Raw genomic sequence first — 20203 nt, forward strand, 5'->3', positions numbered from 1 at the left:
AAGCAACCAACTCAAAAGCAACCAACTCAATTCCAAGTAACTGTTTTTCAACAAGTTTCTATCTGCATCACCGCCGATGGATGTGCATTATAGAGGATTAAGATCCCTTTGCAATACCTTTTTCAAATTAATCATATCGTATGGCTATTTTTTAACCTTTTTAGCATATTATCTATATTATTTGATCAATTTTACATTGATAATAGGTTATCGATTTTGTATTAAAACATATCTCCACCCAACTGCACATTAAGTATTAGCCTGGCTGGCGGTTAAGGAATTATATGAATTATTCTAATTTAATTTTATTAAGCGTGTTATCTGTAGGTGTTTGCACCTCTATATATGCTCAAGAAAGTACTATAAGTGAATCTCCTAATGCTAACTCATCAGCAGAAGTTGGACCTCATCATGTTCGATCACAAATTATTAATGATTTAAAAAATATTAAGGTTAAAGATTTAAAAATAAATGCAAATGCAGCACAACCAGATCCTGTAAAAGATCCTTTGCAATCTCTGAACCGTCCAATTTATTCTTTTAATGACATGTTGGACCGAAACTTTTTGCGTCCTGTTGCAGTTCAATATAAAGAAAAAACACCAGAAGACGTACGCGGTTCTTATCGCCAGTTCCGTAAAAACCTAGGAGAACCATGGAATGCTGTTAACCAGCTTATTCAAGGCCGTCCAGCTCGTGCAGCAAAAACTTTAGGTCGATTTACAATTAACACCTTAACTACTCTTGGTTTGGCAGACCCAGCCAGCCGCTTAGGTTTACCAACTGAGGAAGAGAATTTTGGTGTAACTCTTGGTTACTATGGTGTGCCTTCTGGTCCATTCCTTATGCTACCTTTCTTTGGGCCAAGTACTTTACGTGATGGTTTTGGTTTAGCAGTAGATGCTCAAGCTCGTCCACAGAAATATATTCTTGATGATCAAGATGGTGTTTATTGGTCGAGTAACTTATTACAAGCTGTTGATACACGTGCTCAATATCTAGACTTAGATCAGACCTTACAGGGTGATCAATATGCCATGATTCGAGACTTGTATCTCCAACGTAAAGCATTCCAAATTGCTGAGAAAAAAGGTGATTCAGCTGATGTGTCTTTCATTGATGATGATTCAGAAGATACATCAGATGAGAATCAAAACCCTTAAAAGATGAAATAAAGGTATTGCTCGGATTGAGAGTTCGGCAATACCTTGATTTTGATCATACATACTCTATGATGAATAAAGTGATCATATAAAAGGACTACCATATCTTCTATGTATTTTATTAAACCGACACGCTCTATTCCTTATTTAGAGCAAGCTTTGGATAAACTACCAGGCTTACAAGTCATTAACATAGATGATTTAGACTTATATGATCCAACCATCATTGCAATTGCAGATGTACAAGATTTCTTAACTTATAAGTGGAATTTACCGACTATTGTAATTGCTTTTGAAAATGAAGGTAGCGCTTTAGCTCATGCATGGGAAGCAGGTGCTCTTGCAGGTTGGGTATGGAATCAACTACCTAACGATTTAAACAAAGCCTTATCAAGAATTGATGCTCAATATAAGCGTAATCAAGATAGCCGTGACTTACCTTCGGCTGCTGAATTACAAAAACGCTTATTACCAAACCCAATCGATTTATTAAATTATGAAGTCGAAACTTTCTTTCAGCCTTCCGCTTATCTTTCCGGTGATTGGTATGACTATTGGAAATTAAACGATAAAGAAGTTTTATTTTATCTTGCAGATGTTTCAGGTCATGGTGTAACGAGTAGTTTGCTAACATCATGGATGGCAGCTTTCCATGGTCGATCTAAAACCCCAAGACAATTAATTAAAAAATTAAACGGGATGTTGGTTCAAGAAAATATTGAAAAGCATATTACGATTGTTGTGGGTATTTTAAATCTTGAAACGCACACTCTTCGTTGGTCAAGTGCCGGCCATTACCCTCCTCCTATCATTTTTGAGCCCAATCAAGCACCTAAAATTCTAACAACGAGCAGTTTTCCATTAGGTTTAACTGATGAACTCGAAGTTGAAGAGCATATTTGTACATTAAATCGCCATGCGCGCTTCATTGTTTGCTCTGATGGAGCCCTCGAACCCTTTGATGGTGGTTTGAATGATCAGTTCCAACAATTGGTCCATCATTTGCAAAATCAATCATTTCAAGCACCCGATCATGTGGCCGATGATATTGCCATCTTCAGTCTTTGTCGAATGAATTAATTTACGAATCAATTAATTACATAATATACGACCTAAGGACTCTTGAGTCTGAGATGGCACTATGTGATAATTTTTCTATCCTTCTCTGAAAATGGCATTTATATGTCAACAGGTCATGTTGAATATGCAAGTTTAAATGGAACGCATATTTTCAAACTTATTGGTGAAGTGCGAGCCCATTCTTGTATAAGTCTAGACAAACTTTTAAACAGAATTGAACAGCAAGAGAATGTTGTTGGTGCAATCGTTGATTTAACCCAAACAACATTTATTGATAGTACTGTATTAGGTATCTTAGCCAAGCTAGGTTTAAAGCTGAAACAGACTCATCATATTCAAGCTGTGATGCTATCTACCAATCCAGATATCACAACCTTAGCCAACAGTATGGGGCTAGGGCAGGTTTTTGTCATTTTGAATTATTGTGGTGATCCTAATGTTTGTACGTTAACATTAACAGATGAACAAATCACTCATAATGCAATGCTAAGAACTGTTCTGGATGCACATAAGACATTGATGAAACTCAATGCAAACAATCAGAATATGTTTGAACCACTTGTGAAGCAGTTACAGAAAGAACAAGATACGCTTGAACAGGTATCGGATAAGCAAAATGCCTGATTTTCACGATTAAGCCGGATTAGAATATGACTCTTGTTTCTGTTGCTCAAATGAACTCTCAAGATGATATTGAAAATAATTTTCAAGTCATCGAGTCTTTGATTCAACAAAGCAAGGCGCAAAATGCTAGCCTAATTGTTTTCCCTGAAAACTTTGTATGTTTTGCTGCTGGAAAACAACGTGAAACTGCTGAGCAATTTGAATCTATTCAACAAAGGCTTGAGCAACTAGCACATCAATATCAAATCTGGATTGTAGCTGGAACCTTACCATGTCCATTCCGTCCAGATGGATCTACGATTCAAGATGGTCGCGTCCGAACCGTTAGCCTCTGTATCAGTCCTGAGCGTACAGAAGCACGTTATGACAAGATCCATTTATTTGATGTACAAGTTGGTGATGCGGTCGGTGGTTATCAAGAGTCTCGTTTCTTTGAACCAGGCACAGACGTAGTAGTCACATCAGCCCCTTTTGGCAATATTGGCTTAATGGTATGTTATGACTTACGTTTTCCAGAGCTTGCTCTAACACTAAGACAACAAGGCGCTCATCTTCTTACTGCTCCTGCTGCATTTACTTACACAACTGGGCAAATGCATTGGCAACTTTTGCTACAGGCTCGGGCAATGGATAGCCAATGTTATGTTTTAGGTGCAGCACAACAGGGCTGGCATGGTGAAAAACGACAAACCTGGGGACACTCGGGGGCAACAGATAGTCGTGGTCAAATTTTAAGTATGATTGGATATGAAGGGAATGGTTTAATCACTGTACCTTTTGATTTAACAGCACAAGATCTCGTCCGCTCTTCAATGCCTCTAATGACACACCGTAAATTGATTCACTATTAAAAGTTTAATTATTCATGTGGAAATACTTATTTAGCTTTTTTTGCTTGGGGGCAAATATTCATTGTTATGCAGAGTTTGGCACAACGAATCATTTCGCTTCACCAACCGCACAACTCAAATCAGATATTCTTCCCTCTACTCCTAAAGATATTCCTTTGCCTGCATTTGGCCAAAGAATAATTGGATGGGGAACTGGCGCAGAAGGCGCAAGACAACGTTTAGAAAATATTCAACCAGCAGATGTTTCTATGATTAAAAAACAAGGAACAACACTTGAAATGATTACTGCTTGGAAAGATTTTTATGAACAAGAGCAACAACGTAGTGTAAATAATCCTACCGCTAAATATCGTGCGCGTTTAATGAAAAAAATTGCAGATCTATGGTAGACAATTTTATCTAAAAGATTTTTATCTTATGGAATAATTGATTTAATTATTCCATTTTTTATGTGCCCTAATTTACTTTATTCATAACCTATTCTTATGAACATTTAAGAAACTGAATAGAACGCGATATACTACAAAAGCAATATTAGTTTCTTTGAGGAATATATGGACCAAGACTGTAAAAACTTAAAGCTTGAGAATCAACTATGTTTCCTCGTCTATTCAACAAATTTAGCTCTTAATCAGCTCTACCGAAAACTCCTAACGCCTTTGGGTATTACTTATCCTCAATATTTGGTGATGTTGGTTTTATGGGAACAGGATGAAGTTACTGTTTCAGAAATTGGTGCCAAGCTTTTTTTAGAATCATCAACTCTCACCCCTATTCTGAAAAAATTAGAAGCCCTACATTTTCTTCATCGCACTCGCTCAACGCAAGATGAACGCCAAGTTATTATTACGCTAAGCGATGAAGGAAAAAAATTAAAAGATCAGGCAATGAATGTTCCAGCCGAAGTATTAGATGCAAGTTCATGTGATATGACAACGCTACTGGACCTAAAAGATCAACTTACTAAACTCCGTACAAACCTAGTCAAATAAACAGCAATTTTTTCAAAAAATATACTTGTCAAAATAATTAAGTCGTGTACGATATATTTGTATTCAATTTATTTTAGGAATAAAAACGATGTCATTAGAAAAAGTTGTTTATCGCGCAAAAGCTAAAGCAACCGGTGGTCGTGATGGCCGCGCAACCTCATCAGACGGTGTATTAGATGTACAACTTGGCGTACCTAAAGAAATGGGTGGCGCTGGTGGTGCTGTAACAAATCCTGAGCAATTATTTGCAGCTGGTTATTCAGCATGCTTTTTAGGCGCTTTAAAATTTGTTGCAAACCGCGATAAATTTAATATTAGCAAAGATGCGTATGTAGAAGGCGAAGTAGGTATTGGTCCAATTCCTACAGGTTTTAGTATTGAAGTAACTTTAAATGTTTACTTAGTTGGCATGGACCGTGAAGAAGCTGAAAAGTTAGTTGCAGCAGCTCATATCGTTTGCCCATATTCAAATGCAACTCGCAATAATATTGATGTGAACTTTAATATTGTGACTGAGTAATTTTTCAAGTTTCAAAAATGCCCGAATCTTATCGGGCATTTTTATTGCACGTTACAAATTATGCTTCACTTGCTTCATTGGTTACTCGAAGCACTTCTTCGAGTGTAGTTTTACCTGTAAGTACTTTGCGTAAACCATCATCACGAATAGAGCCAGAGTACTGACGAGCATGATTTTCTAATTCATATTCAGCCGCATTTCCGTGAATCTGACGGCGCATAGAATCATCAACAGGCACGATTTCATAAATAGCCGTACGCCCATTAAAACCTAAATGTGAACAATGATCACATCCTTGAGCCTGTGGTAACTTCAAAATAGACTCACTATGAATATGCTGAAATACCTGTCTTTCGAAAGTATCTGCTTCACGCCATGTCATACAATGTTGACATAAGGTACGAACCAAGCGTTGAGCAATCACTCCAATTAAAGAACTCGATAATAAGAATGGTTCAATCCCCATATCTTTAAGTCGGGTGACCGCGCCAATAGCTGTATTGGTGTGCAGTGTAGATAAAACCAAATGACCTGTTAATGATGCCTGTACTGCAATTTCAGCAGTTTCCAGATCACGAATCTCCCCCACCATGACCACATCTGGATCTTGACGTAGCATTGCCTTTAGAGCGCGGGCAAAAGTCATATCCACTTTAGTATTGACTTGTGTCTGCCCAATACCTTCAAGTTGATATTCAATCGGATCTTCGGCTGTCAAAATGTTACGCGTATTGTCGTTTAGATCCGATAAGGCTGCATACAAGGTCGTCGTTTTCCCCGAGCCTGTAGGACCTGTTACCAAAATAATCCCGTGCGGACGATGTACGAGCTGAGTTAAACGCTCATAGTCATTTGCCATCAGCCCCAGATGGATCATATTAAGACGACCAGCTTGTTTATCAAGCAAACGCATTACAACCCTTTCACCATGCGATGAAGGTAAAGTCGAAACACGTACATCTACTTCACGTCCAGCAAGACGTAAAGAAATACGCCCATCTTGCGGCACCCGTTTTTCCGCAATATCGAGTTTTGCCATGACTTTAATACGTGAAACCAGCAAAGGCGCCAACTCACGGCGTGGTTGTACAATTTCACGTAATTGACCATCTACACGTAATCGTACAGATAGTTTCTTTTCAAAAGCTTCAATATGAATATCAGAAGCTCCTACCCGTATTGCTTCTGAAAGTAGCGCATTAATAAGACGGACAATAGGTGCATCATCTTCTTGATCCATCAGATCTTCTGTTTCTGGAACCTGATCAGCCAAACTTAATAAATCAGGATGATCTTCTAAACCTGCTGCAACTTCTTGTGACTCCCCTGTATCTCGCGCATAACTTGTACTAAGCAGTGCATTAAATTCATGTTCAGTACATAATTGGTAGTGAGCTGGCTTACCTAGAATTCGTCTTGCTTCCTGCAATGCAATTTTTTCAGTATTTTGACGTCTAATAATAAATACTTGATCACCGTCATAACGAAATAAAACACCATGACGCTTGGCAAAACTATATGGAACTTGTATTTGTTTCAATATTTGCATCACAATTTATAATGATGAGTAAGATGATTTTGAGTGTACTCTAAGCAGATTACAGCGTGAAGTCTGTTTAACAACTCGGTAGAGGAATTTTACGTCTTGTTTGAAAATAATGAATATCAGCCTCGTCCCCAGAATTCTTTAAAATGGTGGGGCGAACAGCACTTTGAAATTAATCAGGCTAAAGCATGGCAATTCGGTTCAATGCTTTTTCGTCTAACGCGCGGCATCAAAGAATGGCGTATCGAATATTATCGCCCATCTCTTCAAGACGATAATGAGCAAGATTGGCACCCAATCGCAGATCCGAATTTTGCCTTTCCGCATACTGTTCAAGTAGAACGCTACATGTTCCGGAAAACTAATCCAGAATTTCTACTGATGCCACGTCTGGCAGACCGTTCCGTAGTAATTAAACCTGTTGACCCTATCTACATTCCAGCGGGACAACGCGGAACTCTTTATATTAGTACACCGCTATGGATTGCCGGTTTAGTTGAAAGTCAGCATGAGCCTTTGTTTGAAATTCCTCTAATTCAGCCTAAAGATACATGGTTTGGTCCAAATGCCCAGCAAGGCGAAATCTGTTATGCCACTTCCGTAGATGGGCGTACCGATTTGAACCTGTTAACACCCCGTGCTTTTCGTGCTGTAACTCCAATTGATTTTCACAATACCAGTAATCATCAATTGCGTTTTGACCGCATGAATGTACCTGTTACCGCTCTGCCTCTTTTTTATAGTGAAAGTACTGGGCGCTTATGGACTTCTCAAATTAAAGTTTTCTATGAAGGCTCTGATCGTCCTGCACGCATTCGTATTGAAAACCGCACTCCACCACTTGCGGGTGAAGTGACCTATGTTCATCCACCACGTTCACCTGGTGGAGCATTATTCAATATGTTTGATTCATTCTTTTAAGAGGTTTATATGGCTGATTCAAATATTCCTAAGGATATCGCTGATAGCCTCACCAGTATATTTACCAATATCAATACCGAACGTATTAGTGAAATTTTAGTCGGTGTTGTACTGTGTTTTATTGGTTTTGTGCTTGCCCGTATTATTTCCAATACATTTATTAGAACCATTGGCTCACGTTTTAATGCTCATCAACGTTTGGTTTGGCGGCGCGGTATTTTTTATTTTATTTTCTTACTCTTCATTATGACGAGTTTAAAAGAAGCTGGTTTTAAACTCAGTGTATTCCTTGGCGCGGCAGGGATTCTAACCGTAGCACTTGGTTTCGCATCGCAAACGTCTGCCAGTAACTTAATCAGTGGTTTATTTTTAATTGGTGAAGGTTCGTTTGAAGTCGGTGATACGATCCAGATTACTCTCATTCGTGGAAATACGATTGAAGGTGAAGTGATCTCAATCGACCTGCTCTCTGTAAAATTACTTACACTCGACAATGTTTATATTCGTTTACCAAACGAACAGCTTATTCGTGCCCCTGTACACAACTTATCTAAATACCCAATACGGCGTATTCCAATTACACTAGCAATTAACTTTCACGAAGACATTATTAAGGTGCGTGAGGTTCTACTGAATGTCGCAGCTCATTATCCACTTGTGTTAGATGATCCTAAACCCGCTGTTACAGTTACTGCATTCAGAGAATCATCGATTGAGCTTTTATTCACAATGTGGTGTCGACAAGAAAACTCTTTAAAAGTTCGGGATGAAATGCAAGAAAGAATTCGAAATGGATTTTTAGATAACCGAATTGAAATTCCTGTTCCTAAAATGGGTTTGATTGATCGACCATCTACTGTTTTTGCTGAAGATGATATCGATCAATATACTAATCAAAATGAGTTAAAACGAGAGCCTAAAGCTTAGGCTCTTCACTTTTCTGTACAGCGGATGACGGTGGTAATGGTGCAATATAAGCAATAATTAGCATTACCCCACCTGCTCCAATAAATGAAATGACCCGAGTTAAAGTCGCACTTTGCGATAGATCAAGCAAAATTAGTTTTAATACTACAATTCCTAAAAGCGCAGCACCCACGAACCACAATTGACGAATCATTTTTCGACTTGAGAATGTGGTTAAAATGAACGCTAATACAACCCAAAGTAATGTCAAACTTAGCTGTACTACGCCATTTGTCCAAATTGCAGCGCTCCATAGTGGTGTCGCCCAGTAATGGTGCAAACCTCTGACCACCACACTACTAAATACTAATAATCCCACTAGAATTGTTGTAATTTTAAAAGTCCACTCAAGCGATTTATCTTGATCAAAAGCATGTTGATAGATAATAAAGAGAAGACCTGCAAATACTGCAATTGAAAGGAAATCAGTTAAGTTAAACAAAGGAACAAAATAAAAGTACTCGGCAGAATGGATATCGACACTCACCGCAAGCAACCAAAGTAAACTTAAACACCATACCGGAATTTGATGTAACAAAGCAGTTTTATAGGACTTATACGCCCAGAGTGAATAAACTACGGGTACAAAAGCCAAAGCAACTATTGGCATTTGTGGAAAGATCGCCAACCCCACTGTTGCTAATGCTAAGCAACTTAAACCAGACCAGACCTTTAAATATCCAGACGGACCTAACTGCGGTTGAGCCATAATGAATAAAGCACTAAGAAGCGTTGCTGCGATGAGGAAAGTACTCTGCTGTAATATACTCGGCCATTTAAACATGCTGAATACTTGACTGGTAAATGCCTCACCCAAAATTAACAATAATAACAGGCCAATTAAACTTAACTGTAGACTCTGCCATTGGACCCTTAGTTTGTAGTGAACCACTACACTAAATATTGATAATAATAGTATCGCAATCATCAAATATGGGCTTAAGCCATGATGTTGCCATGCCATTATTTCTACACCCGCTACAGCACCTGCATACATCCCTAAACATAAGAAAATACCGCTAAACATGCTGGCACTAAAATAGTGTTGCTCTTTAGTGTTGTATTGCAATAAATAATAGGCCGAAATGAATTGGGCAATTGCATAAATGCTTGTGCTTAGAGTCGGGAACTCTGCATTCGCCCAAAATTGATAAAACAATGCAACTGAACTGAGTAAAACTAAAACGACACCAATATATCGGCTCAAACGGTAGCGCTCAGTTACTCCCCATACAATGAGGGCCGTACCTTGAGCAACCCAACCAATTGCAGTCCAATGCGCCCCTTTCGCAAGTGGAAATATTAAAGCAAAGAATGCAACGGCAAGAATGAAAAAGCTTTTTGCTAGTACTGAAAGTTGAGGATGACTCTTTTTGATCCAGAAAGTTAATAGTGCATAAGTTCCCGCTAATACTGCGGCGCCAATCGTCAACGCTTGTGTAGACTCATGAACTAAATAAGCGTGTAATGTAAAGCCTAATACTGGAACACTAAAAATAAGACCCACATCCAACAAAGGGGGTAAACGAATCCCTTCTTGTTTTTCATGCTCTGAAACCCGCGCTATATTTTGGCTATAACGCACACTTAACCAAATAAATAATCCTATATGCAGCCATAAAATCCAGTCCAATGTGTCAAATTTTGCAGGTTCTGCATAAAATGCGATTGCAGTACCACCAATAAACATCGTGGCAAAGAAAGCGATTTGATTTAAGATTTTCCAAGGCTGAATAAAATTAACGGCGGCAACCGCAAGATTAATAACCAAATAGTAGCTGAATAAGAAAACCACATCAGGGCGATATTGCGGAATCACCAATGGGGCAGCATAAGCCATGCCGAGTGCTAAAATCGCTAAATAAATCGCCTGTTGCTTTAAACTTAAAAATACAGTGATTGCTAATAAAATAGTAAATAAGATGCTAGCTGTAGTTAGATTGGCAATCACACCAAAATGATGTGAGAACACGAGTGTTAGGAATATAACAGCCAGTCCAACACCTTGTAATGCCACAGCAAAAAGTTGATTTTTCTTTTGCAAGGTATATCCAAATCCGGTTAATACGCCTCCAGCAATAGCGATAAATCCAAGTTTCACACCTAAACTCAGCTGCCAATGTTCACTTGCAAAACGCAGTAATAACACTACCCCAACCATGAGCACAGCAACAGCAACTCTTAAAATTGGATTGCCATGTATCATCCAATCTATTGCTGGTTGCCACCATGCAGTTTGTACAGGAGCTAGATTTTCTTTTTTATCTAAAGTGTTCGTTTCAGGTAGAGCTGGTTTGATCATATTGTTTGGATCAATTGGCTCTAGTACGGGTGTTACAGCATCTGTATTTACAACTTCATTCACATGAACAGTTTGTTTTACTGTCTCGAGGTACAACAGTCGAGTATGAAATGCACTAATCGTTTGGACTAAACATAACAATAAAACCAGTAATGCACCGCCAGCAATCCACATCCAGTGATTCATATAAGCAACTAATGCAACCAAAGTAGCCGCATAAATCACTGTTGTTTGCATACGAATAGAATAAAGAGGAGTTGCTTGATGAGAAAACTGTTGTTCTAAATGGGTCAGACGCTGATGCAGATTTGACAATAACTGAACCAGTATTACGATAAATGCAATAGATAAAACAACAACGGCACTATGAAATTTAAAACCAATTGACATGGCTAAAAACAAAGTCAAAGCGATCAAAACAATGATCATTCCCTGTTTGTCTTTTTTATACATGGGCTTAGCAATATGACACCTTCATTACATGTCATCTTACTTTAAGCAAATACAAGCGTATATTTATACATACAAAATACTGCAAAAATCATAAATCTGCATTCATATCCGTTTTCACGTAAAATACCCGTAATTCAGATTAAGGAATTGTTCAATGCCACCATTTGTCTTGGTTGATGGGTCCTATTTTTTATTTCGTGCATATCATGCATTACCACCATTGACGACCTCTACAGGGTTACATACCAATGCAATACGTGGAGCAATTTCTGCGATTCAAAAATTGATGCGTCGTATGCAACCAACGCATATGGCCGTAATTTTTGATACCCCCGAACCAACCTTCCGTCATAAGCTTTCACCGATCTATAAAGGTGACCGCCCGAGCATGCCCGAAGAGTTGTCTCAACAAATTCCATATTTACATGCATTGATTAAAGCTCAAGGTATTCCTTTATATAGTCTCCCTGGCGCAGAAGCAGATGACATTATCGGTACACTTGCTAAACGTGCCGTACTCGAAGGACACCATGTTCTTATCTCGACTGGAGATAAAGACATGGCTCAATTAGTTAATGATCATGTAAAGTTAGAAGATAGCTTTAAAGATCGCGTAATGGACACCGACGGTGTATTTGAAAAATTTGGCGTTTGGCCAAATCAGATTATCGACTACTTGACTCTGATGGGTGATGCATCTGACGGTATTATGGGTGTACCGGGTGTAGGCGCAAAGACAGCAGCCAAATTACTAACTGAATATGGCACGTTGGACAATATCATTGCCAATGCAGACCAACTTAAAGGCAAGATTAGCCAGAATATCAAAGATAATTTAGACAATATTAAGCTTGATCATCAGTTAGCAAGCATTGTGTGCGATCTTCCTTTAGAACTCGATTGGCATGAATTAAAGCTTATCGACCCAAATGTTGATGCTTTGCGCAACCTATATACTGAGCTTGAATTTAGAAATCAGTTACAGTCGCTTGATCATCCAAATAATCCGAACAGCTCTAGCTATAAACAACAAGTTTCACAGGTCGTAGTTCAAGATGAAGTTAAACCGGCTGATTCTATAGAAACTGAAGATCAGGCAAGCTTAACCAGTCAAGATGACCAACTTGGAACCGCCAATTACCACACTATTTTAACTCAAGAAGCATGGGATCAACTCTGGCAACGCATGCAAAATGCCGATCATTTTGCCATTGATACAGAAACCACGAGTCTTGACTATCGTATTGCGGAGATGGTCGGTTTTTCAATCGCATTTGATGCGCAAGATGCCTACTATGTTCCTTTGGCGCATAACTATGAAAATGCTCCACAGCAACTGAACCGTGAGCAAATTCTGGCTCAAATTAAGCCTGTATTAGAAAATGAAGCGGTTAAAAAAATTGGCCATCATCTTAAATATGATGCACACATTTTTGCAAACCACGGTATTGAGCTAAAAGGCTGGTATTTCGATACCATGTTGGCATCTTACGTATTGAATGCGGCAGCGACTCGTCATGGAATGGATGATGTTGCTCGTGTCTACTTAAGTCACTTAACAACAACTTTTGAGCAAATTGCCGGCAAAGGTGCAAAGCAGAAAACATTTAATCAAATTGAGATTGAAGTGGCTGCCCACTATGCAGCAGAAGATGCGCATGTCACCTATCGTTTGTATGAAGTGCTTTCAAATAAACTTAAGCCATTCCCTGAGTTAGAAAATATTTTATATAACATCGAAATGCCAGTTGCCCGAATTTTATCAGGCATGGAAGAAGATGGCATTCGTTTAGATCATGCATTCCTCGATAACTTAAGTGTTGAATTTGCAAAAACTATGGAAGGTCTTGAAAATCAGGCCATGGAAATTGCAGATGAAACTTTTAATATTGCCTCACCTAAACAAGTAGGCGAAATTCTATTTGATAAATTAGGAATCAAAGGTGGTAAAAAAACCGCAACTGGGCAATACAGTACAAGCGAAAGTGTTTTAGAAAAAATTGAACATCCTTTAGCGGAAATTATCTTAGAACATCGCGGATTGGCAAAGCTAAAAAGTACTTATACGGACCGTTTGGTTGAGCAGTCTCATAATGATACGCATCGTGTACATACGAGCTATCATCAAGCTTTAACAGCAACAGGTCGCCTATCCTCTTCTGATCCTAACTTACAAAATATTCCAATTCGTAGACAAATTGGTCGTCAGATTCGTAAAGCATTCATTGCACCAGAAGGCCGAGTTCTATTGGCTGCCGATTACTCGCAAATTGAACTACGCTTAATGGCACATTTTTCTCAAGATGATGCGTTAGTACATGCGTTCCAGCACGGACAGGATGTTCACCGTCGTACTGCTGCCGAAGTATTGGGTATTGCAATTGAAGATGTGACTAATGACCAGCGCCGTCAAGCCAAAGCAGTAAACTTTGGTCTACTTTATGGTATGTCTGAGTTTGGCTTAATTCGTCAATTAGGCTTCACACGTCAAGAATCACAAAACTATATTAAGCAATATTTCCAACGTTATCCTGGCATTTATGAGTATATGCAACGCACGCGTCAAGTTGCATCAGAGCAAGGATTTGTTGAAACCATTTTAGGCCGTCGTCTATATACACCAGATATTGATGCACGAAATGTGATGGTACGTAAGGCTGCCGAACGTGCTGCGATCAATGCACCTTTACAAGGTAGTGCAGCTGATATTATTAAACTTGCGATGATTGAAGTAGATAAAATTCTGCCAAAAGATCAGGCAAAATTACTTCTTCAAGTACACGATGAATTAGTTTTTGAAGTAGATCAAAACATTGCTGAAGAACTTTCCAAACAAATTGCAAATGTCATGGAATCAGTTCTAAAAATTTCCGTGCCTTTAGTGGTTGAGGTAGGACAAGGACTAAACTGGGATGATGCTCATTAATTAACAGAAATAAAAAAAGGGCTGTGAAATACAGCCCTTTTTTATTGAGTCAGCTTAAAGTCCTGTTAATAGAACTTTCGCTACTTCATTCATTAATATCTCGGCAATATAGAGTGCCAAAAATGCCAAAATTGGAGATAAGTCAATCATTCCCATATTAGGCAATAAACGACGGAATGGTGCGAGTAATGGTTCAGCTAAATCTTGAATCACCTCAATATAAGGTGAACGCGATTGAATAAACATGACCACCCAACTCAAAATGATTGTTGCGAAAATTAAATAACGGCAGAAACGAATCAAGTCCTGAATCATAGTTACAAATGTCAAAATCAGTAAATGAATCGGACTATTTGGCATAGAGCCAGAAAGATACATCACACCGAAAATTTTCAGCAAATACAAAGTAATTAAAAGAACCAACGCAGCCAAATTAAATCGGCCTTTTGCGACCGTCGGAAAAATTCGGCCAAAAATATCAACAATCTTAGTCGCTTTTACGGTCGATAAAACCACAGGATTATAAGGACTTACTGCCGCTAATTGCATTAAAAAACGGAAAAAGACCAATAAAATCGCGACATTAATTAAAATTCCAAAAATTAGCGCAGAATTTGCACCCATAGTTGTCTTATCCTATTTAAGCTATTTCGCACTGTCACTCAATTCTTGAGCCAATTCTTGGCTACGCTTCTGTGCAGCAGCCAATGCAGATTGAATATTTTGGGAGATTTGTGCACGGTCAAAAACTTCAAGTGCAGCTTGTGTTGTACCATTTGGCGATGTCACATTTTTACGAAGTTCAGATGGAGTATTTGAACTGGTAATTGCCATTTGAGCTGCACCTAAAGCCGTTTGAAGAGTCAACGCGGTTGCAACTTTTTCATCTAGTCCTAAATTTTTACCCGCACGGATCATACTTTCCATGAGATAGAAAAAATATGCAGGACCTGAGCCAGAAACTGCTGTTACCGCATCAATTTGAGCTTCGGAGTTTACCCAAATTGTTAAGCCTGTGGCTGCTAAAATCTGACTTGTTAATTCACGATCCGAAGTACCCACTACATCATTTGCATAGATACCATGAGCGCCAGTTTGAACCAGAGCTGGTGTATTTGGCATAACTCGCACAATTCGATCGCTATCAATTAAATTTGATATTGTTTGAATTTCAGCACCAGCAATAATTGAAATGACCAATTTATCTGATAACAGACCTTTTAAGGGACGTAAAACAGTCGCCAGAACTTGAGGCTTTACCGCCAATACGACAACATCAGCATTTTGAATTGCAGCCACGTTATCTTGTGTTACGTGGACTTCTTTCTCTTGTAATAATTGACGGATCTGTTCAACAGGATCTGAAACTGTAATACGTGTCGGTGGTAAACCTCTTGAAACCAGCCCGCCAATTAAAGCTTGGGCCATATTACCGCCACCAATAAAACAGATATTACAATTTACTGCACTTGCCATAACCATATTCGCCATTTACCAGATTACAAGAATGAGAAATTAAATCTGGTTGCCATCCTCCTTGCTCACAATACGGAGACTGAGCCAACCAAAATCCTTTCGGTGTAAAAACCCCAAGCATAACATTATCTATGACTAATATTTGAATTGTATGACGAAGCCAAGGCAAAATATGTGCTTCTTGAATTGCTTTTTTTAATGGCCATTGACCAATACGGCCATATAAATGGACTTTTTCCCCACCTTGACGTCGAATTATTCTCAATTTTTCATTTAATAAAGATGAAGCCAAACCGATTTTTTTTTGTTTAATCTGAAAATTTCCTGAAGCGTAATGCACTATTTCTCCCATTTGGAAGTGATGCTCCGATTCAGCTTCAACTGGACTTAATGTTTCAGCAAGAAAAGCCTGCTTACTCAATCTATAAAGATGATGTTGATAACGGACATAGTAAAACTGATTCCAGTGTAATGCAGCTTGTGCATCAGACTTTGAATCAATCACTTCATTTTTTAAGCGCTCGACCATTTCAAATGCAGGTCGATATTGCCCATCACCTTTCATCCAAACCGAAAGCAACTGGCGCTGACGGGCAGCCGATAAATCTAACAATTTAGTTAAGTCTAAACACTCAGCAGTGCCACAATGCTTTAAATCGACTATCAAAACTTCTTCTAAAATTTCAGAAGCATCTTGCATCAAATGACTGGTTCGACTAAGTGCTTTCTGCATTTTAGGAAAGCGGTTTTGTAAAAAAGGCCAAAGTTCCTCACGTGACCACGCCCTATCATAATGAATATCGTAATTTGTAGGGTCATTTACATACTCAATTTCAAGTTGAGTAGTCCAATCGGCAATTTGCTCCCGAGTTAAATCTAAAAAAGGACGCCAAATTGTCATGTCTACACGGTAATCAATGGACTGCATTGCAGCCAATCCATCAACACCTGCACCCGACAACAACCTCAACATTACTGTTTCAGCCTGATCTTGTTGATGATGAGCAAGCACTAAAATTTCGTTGGCTTGCAAATGCTGTTGATAAGCTTGATACCGTGCTTGACGTGCTTGAGCTTCCAAATTACCTTCGGTAACTTGAACTTTTTGAATAATATAAGGAATATCTAAGTGAGTAGCTTGTTTAGCAACGAGTTTCCCCCATTCTGCACTTTGTAATTGCAGTTGATGATCGATATAAATTACTCGGATCTTTTGAGGAAAAATTTGAGACATCAAATGTAGTAGCAGCATTGAATCCATGCCGCCACTACATCCAATAAGAAAAGAACTATTTTCTGAAAACAGTTGAGCCTGCTTTAAGACATTATGCCTAAATTTGCGCTGCCAAACTTCATTAAACGTTGATAACGTGCTTCGCATCGTTCATTTGCATCCAGTGGTAGCAATTCATCCAAAGCTTGCTTCAAAACTACTTTTAGGTTTTGCATGACTTGCTCAGGGTCTAAATGTGCCCCTTCGCCTTCATCTACTACATATTCAACAATACCTAGAGATTGTAATTTGTCTGCTGTCAAACCTAAAGCTTCACTCGCTTGAGCCGCTTTTTCAGCAGTTTTCCATAAAATAGATGCGCAGCCTTCTGGTGAAATCACAGAATAAATACTGTGGGACAACATAATTACTCTGTCAGCCACACCAATACCTAAAGCACCACCAGAACCACCTTCACCCAGTACTGTTGCAACAACAGGAACTTTCAAACGTGAAAGTTGAGCAAGGCTAGTTGCAATTGCTTCGGCTTGTCCACGCTCTTCAGCACCAACACCTGGGTAAGCACCCATAGTATCAATAAACGTGAAAACCGGAAGATTAAAACGTTCAGCCATATCTAATAGACGCTGAGATTTACGATAACCTTCAGGGTTAGCCATACCGAAGTTATGCTTTAATTTTTCACGGGTACTACGACCACGGTGTTGTCCAATGACCATCACAGGTTGACCGTCAAAACGAGCAAGACCACCTACCATCGCACCATCGTCACCAAACAAACGATCACCATGCAAGGCGTCAAACTCTGTAAAGATTTCACCGACATAATCTAGAAACTGCGGACGTTCAGGATGACGTGCAATTTGAACCGTTGTCCAAGCTTTGGACTGAGTAGATTTTTTCATAGGTCGAATATTATCCCTTTAATCGATAAATTTTTCCGACTGAATATTCAATTCAATGTCCCAATGCTTAAACTGCTCTTGCTCATCATGCAAGTCGGCAACTAACAATGGCCATTGTTTGGCATCACCAGAAACACTAAGCTGCCATTGTTGATCATTTATGATGGTCAGTTCAATGGCAGGAAGCATCTGATCACTTCGACTATGGTTGAGTAAAACTGCTAGGCGAAGCAATAAACTTAAGTAAAGTAATTTATGACCACCAGCCTTCAAAATTTCGTTTTTTACATCATTTCGTAATTTACGACGATGATGAGCAACTAAATGTGAAAGATGATTTTGATCAATTTGCGAGAAACCCGGAATATCAGAATGCTGTAATAAATAAGCACCATGGCGATGATAACCACCATGACTAATTGCTAAACCAATTTCATGTAAATAAGCTGACCGACGCAGTAAGTCACTGTCTTCACTCGTTAAATTAAGAGATTTAGCAACACCATCAAATAATTGTTGTGCTGTCTTGACAACACGTTCTGCTTGTTTAGGGTCGGCATTATAACGGCCCATTAGAGCTTGTACACTGCGGTCGCGGATATCTTCATGTTTAAATCGACCTAATAGGTCATACATAACACCTTCGCGTAATGCACCATCAGAATATGCCAAACGATCAATTTCTAGAACTTCAAAAACTGCGTACAAAATTGCCAATCCGGCTGGCAAAACTGCTCGTCGATCTTCTCTTAATCCTTCAAAATCAATTTCAGAAACATTTTTAAACTTAAGTAATTTATCTTTAAGTTTGTATAACCCTTCTCGAGTGACATTTTCTTGTTCATCACTTAAGCCCATATTAACCATAATTTGGCGGCAGGCTTTAATCGTTCCACTCGAACCAACGACAGTATCCCACCCTTCCATTTTATAAGTCGTTGCAATAGCAGAAAGTTCTTTACGGGCAGCGACTACCGCCTTATCAAATGATTTCTGAGTAATTTCCCCATCAGCAAAATAAGCTGTTGTATAGGCCACACAACCCATTTGTAATGATTCGGTGTAAATCGGTTCAAACTCTTCACCGATAATGAATTCAGTAGAACCCCCACCAATATCAACAACTAAGCGACGTCCACCATTAGCCATGGTATGCGATACGCCCAAATAGATCAGACGAGCTTCTTCTCGCCCTGCAATAATTTCAATAGGTTTAGGTAAAATTTCTGCAGCTTTTTGGATAAATTCATGACCATTTTTTGCCTGACGCAAGGCATTAGTAGCCACAATTCGTAAACGATTAGGTTGAACAGAACTCAATCTTCCAACAAAACGCGCTAGACATGCCAAACCACGTTGCTGAGCTGCTTCTGTTAAATTTTTATTCTCATCTAAACCAGCTGCAAGCTGTACTTTTTCTGACATCGAAGCAACTTTTTTAACTTCACCATGATCTACCCGTGCAATTGCAAGGTGAAAACTGTTCGACCCCATGTCTATGGCGGCAAGTAATTCTTCATCAATCAGAAAGTCAGACATTATTGAACTAAACCCATAACAATTCACGCCTAGAGTAATTCACAAGAATGCAATTGAAAAGCCATTTTCATCAACAATTAACTGTCATTTATATTTTTCTATTTATGAGTTGATTGTACAAGTCGATGATGAATATCGTGAGCATCCATTAGACAAATTTAGTTAAGCCTTGAATAATAGCATCAAACCCTTACATTGAACTAAGTAGCTATGTAATACTGATAGAGATAATTTTCTCCTGTAGTAATAGCACTTTTTTCTAAAAATTGGAGCCGTACCATGTCTGCGACTATTGTAAATACAACTGATGATAACTTCCAAGCAGATGTTCTAGACGCTGAAACACCTGTACTTGTTGACTTCTGGGCAGGTTGGTGTGCACCTTGTAAAGCAATTGCACCTGTTCTTGAAGACTTATCAAGTGAATATGCTGGTAAAGTAAAAATTGTTAAAGTTGATGTGACTTCTTGCGAAGATATTGCGGTGAAATACAATATCCGTAATATTCCTGCTTTATTACTTTTCAAAAATGGTGAAGTCGTAGCTCAACAAATTGGCGCTGTACCTCGCTCTAAACTTGTTAGCTTTATTGATGAAAATGTTTAAGCCAAAATGCTAAGAATGAAAATACGCTATACTTTTTTATAGCGTATTTTTTTCGGCTATAAATTGACAAATTAACTAAGCTGGCTTATATTACATGCT

At 38.7% G+C, this 20203-nt stretch carries 18 protein-coding genes; 11 read left to right on the forward strand and 7 right to left on the reverse strand.

The features are described from left to right. Positions 1 to 284: 284 nt before the first annotated feature. The 7 genes from ASF86_RS13035 to ASF86_RS13065 all read left to right on the forward strand — a co-directional run bounded on the left by ASF86_RS13035 (position 285) and on the right by ASF86_RS13065 (position 5230). Entirely contained in the window at positions 285 to 1163 is an 879-nt protein-coding gene (locus ASF86_RS13035) for a VacJ family lipoprotein (protein WP_017391221.1), read from the forward strand. A 111-nt stretch (positions 1164 to 1274) separates the two neighbouring features. Then, positions 1275 to 2243 (forward strand): RsbU family protein phosphatase GigA, encoded by a 969-nt coding sequence (gene gigA / locus ASF86_RS13040; protein WP_042895048.1) that lies wholly within the window; start codon positions 1275 to 1277, stop codon positions 2241 to 2243. A 102-nt stretch (positions 2244 to 2345) separates the two neighbouring features. Then, entirely contained in the window at positions 2346 to 2867 is a 522-nt protein-coding gene (gigB, locus tag ASF86_RS13045) for an anti-anti-sigma factor GigB (protein ID WP_002117273.1), read from the forward strand. Positions 2868 to 2893: 26 nt separating this feature from the next. Next, entirely contained in the window at positions 2894 to 3718 is an 825-nt protein-coding gene (locus ASF86_RS13050; RefSeq protein WP_056482708.1) for a carbon-nitrogen hydrolase family protein, read from the forward strand. Positions 3719 to 3732: 14 nt separating this feature from the next. Then, the gene (locus tag ASF86_RS13055; RefSeq protein ID WP_056482710.1) at positions 3733 to 4107 is read left to right on the forward strand and encodes a DUF4951 domain-containing protein; all 375 of its coding nucleotides are present in this window, start codon (positions 3733 to 3735) and stop codon (positions 4105 to 4107) included. Positions 4108 to 4272: 165 nt separating this feature from the next. Next, on the forward strand, positions 4273 to 4710 hold the full coding sequence (locus tag ASF86_RS13060; protein ID WP_056482713.1) for a MarR family winged helix-turn-helix transcriptional regulator: 438 nt from the start codon (positions 4273 to 4275) through the stop codon (positions 4708 to 4710). Positions 4711 to 4798: 88 nt separating this feature from the next. Further along, positions 4799 to 5230, forward strand: a complete 432-nt coding sequence (locus tag ASF86_RS13065) for an organic hydroperoxide resistance protein (protein WP_003655074.1) — start codon at positions 4799 to 4801, stop codon at positions 5228 to 5230. A gap of 58 nt (positions 5231 to 5288) precedes the next feature. On the opposite strand, the gene gspE is transcribed toward ASF86_RS13065, so the two are convergent. Continuing rightward, the gene (gspE, locus tag ASF86_RS13070; protein ID WP_056482716.1) at positions 5289 to 6779 is read right to left on the reverse strand and encodes a type II secretion system ATPase GspE; all 1491 of its coding nucleotides are present in this window, start codon (positions 6777 to 6779) and stop codon (positions 5289 to 5291) included. Positions 6780 to 6875: 96 nt separating this feature from the next. Here gspE and ASF86_RS13075 point away from each other — a divergent pair, with 96 nt between their 5' ends. Continuing rightward, the gene (locus ASF86_RS13075; RefSeq protein ID WP_017391225.1) at positions 6876 to 7697 is read left to right on the forward strand and encodes a hypothetical protein; all 822 of its coding nucleotides are present in this window, start codon (positions 6876 to 6878) and stop codon (positions 7695 to 7697) included. Positions 7698 to 7706: 9 nt separating this feature from the next. Then, positions 7707 to 8624 carry a mechanosensitive ion channel family protein gene (locus tag ASF86_RS13080; protein ID WP_005036762.1) on the forward strand — a complete coding sequence of 306 codons (918 nt, stop codon included), beginning with the start codon at positions 7707 to 7709 and terminating at the stop codon, positions 8622 to 8624. On the opposite strand, the gene ASF86_RS13085 is transcribed toward ASF86_RS13080, so the two are convergent. Further along, the gene (locus ASF86_RS13085) at positions 8614 to 11418 is read right to left on the reverse strand and encodes a DUF2339 domain-containing protein (RefSeq protein WP_056482718.1); all 2805 of its coding nucleotides are present in this window, start codon (positions 11416 to 11418) and stop codon (positions 8614 to 8616) included. The two genes, ASF86_RS13080 and ASF86_RS13085, sit on opposite strands and share 11 nt — an antisense overlap. 154 nt (positions 11419 to 11572) lie before the next feature. Here ASF86_RS13085 and polA point away from each other — a divergent pair, with 154 nt between their 5' ends. Then, on the forward strand, positions 11573 to 14344 hold the full coding sequence (polA, locus tag ASF86_RS13090) for a DNA polymerase I (RefSeq protein ID WP_056482722.1): 2772 nt from the start codon (positions 11573 to 11575) through the stop codon (positions 14342 to 14344). A 54-nt stretch (positions 14345 to 14398) separates the two neighbouring features. Here polA and ASF86_RS13095 read toward each other — a convergent pair whose 3' ends face one another. The 5 genes from ASF86_RS13095 to ppx are packed head-to-tail and all read right to left on the reverse strand — an operon-like array spanning position 14399 to position 19498. After that, entirely contained in the window at positions 14399 to 14968 is a 570-nt protein-coding gene (locus tag ASF86_RS13095; protein WP_056482725.1) for a YggT family protein, read from the reverse strand. A 21-nt stretch (positions 14969 to 14989) separates the two neighbouring features. After that, entirely contained in the window at positions 14990 to 15826 is an 837-nt protein-coding gene (gene proC, locus ASF86_RS13100) for a pyrroline-5-carboxylate reductase (protein ID WP_080026326.1), read from the reverse strand. After that, positions 15798 to 17201 (reverse strand): tRNA lysidine(34) synthetase TilS, encoded by a 1404-nt coding sequence (gene tilS, locus ASF86_RS13105; protein ID WP_081407703.1) that lies wholly within the window; start codon positions 17199 to 17201, stop codon positions 15798 to 15800. Before tilS ends, proC begins: the two co-directional genes overlap by 29 nt. Continuing rightward, a complete protein-coding gene (locus tag ASF86_RS13110; protein WP_003655062.1) occupies positions 17138 to 17959 on the reverse strand; it encodes an acetyl-CoA carboxylase carboxyltransferase subunit alpha in 822 nt (273 codons plus the stop codon). The genes tilS and ASF86_RS13110 overlap by 64 nt, the downstream gene beginning before the upstream one ends. Before the next feature lie 18 nt (positions 17960 to 17977). Next, entirely contained in the window at positions 17978 to 19498 is a 1521-nt protein-coding gene (ppx, locus tag ASF86_RS13115; RefSeq protein WP_017388337.1) for an exopolyphosphatase, read from the reverse strand. A 279-nt stretch (positions 19499 to 19777) separates the two neighbouring features. Here ppx and trxA point away from each other — a divergent pair, with 279 nt between their 5' ends. Then, complete coding sequence (gene trxA, locus ASF86_RS13120) at positions 19778 to 20104, forward strand: thioredoxin (RefSeq protein WP_003655060.1); 327 nt, start codon at positions 19778 to 19780, stop codon at positions 20102 to 20104. Positions 20105 to 20203: the final 99 nt, after the last annotated feature.

It is taken from the genome of Acinetobacter sp. Leaf130 (genome assembly GCF_001423205.1).
In the GTDB taxonomy this organism is placed as follows: Bacteria; Pseudomonadota; Gammaproteobacteria; order Pseudomonadales; family Moraxellaceae; genus Acinetobacter; species Acinetobacter calcoaceticus.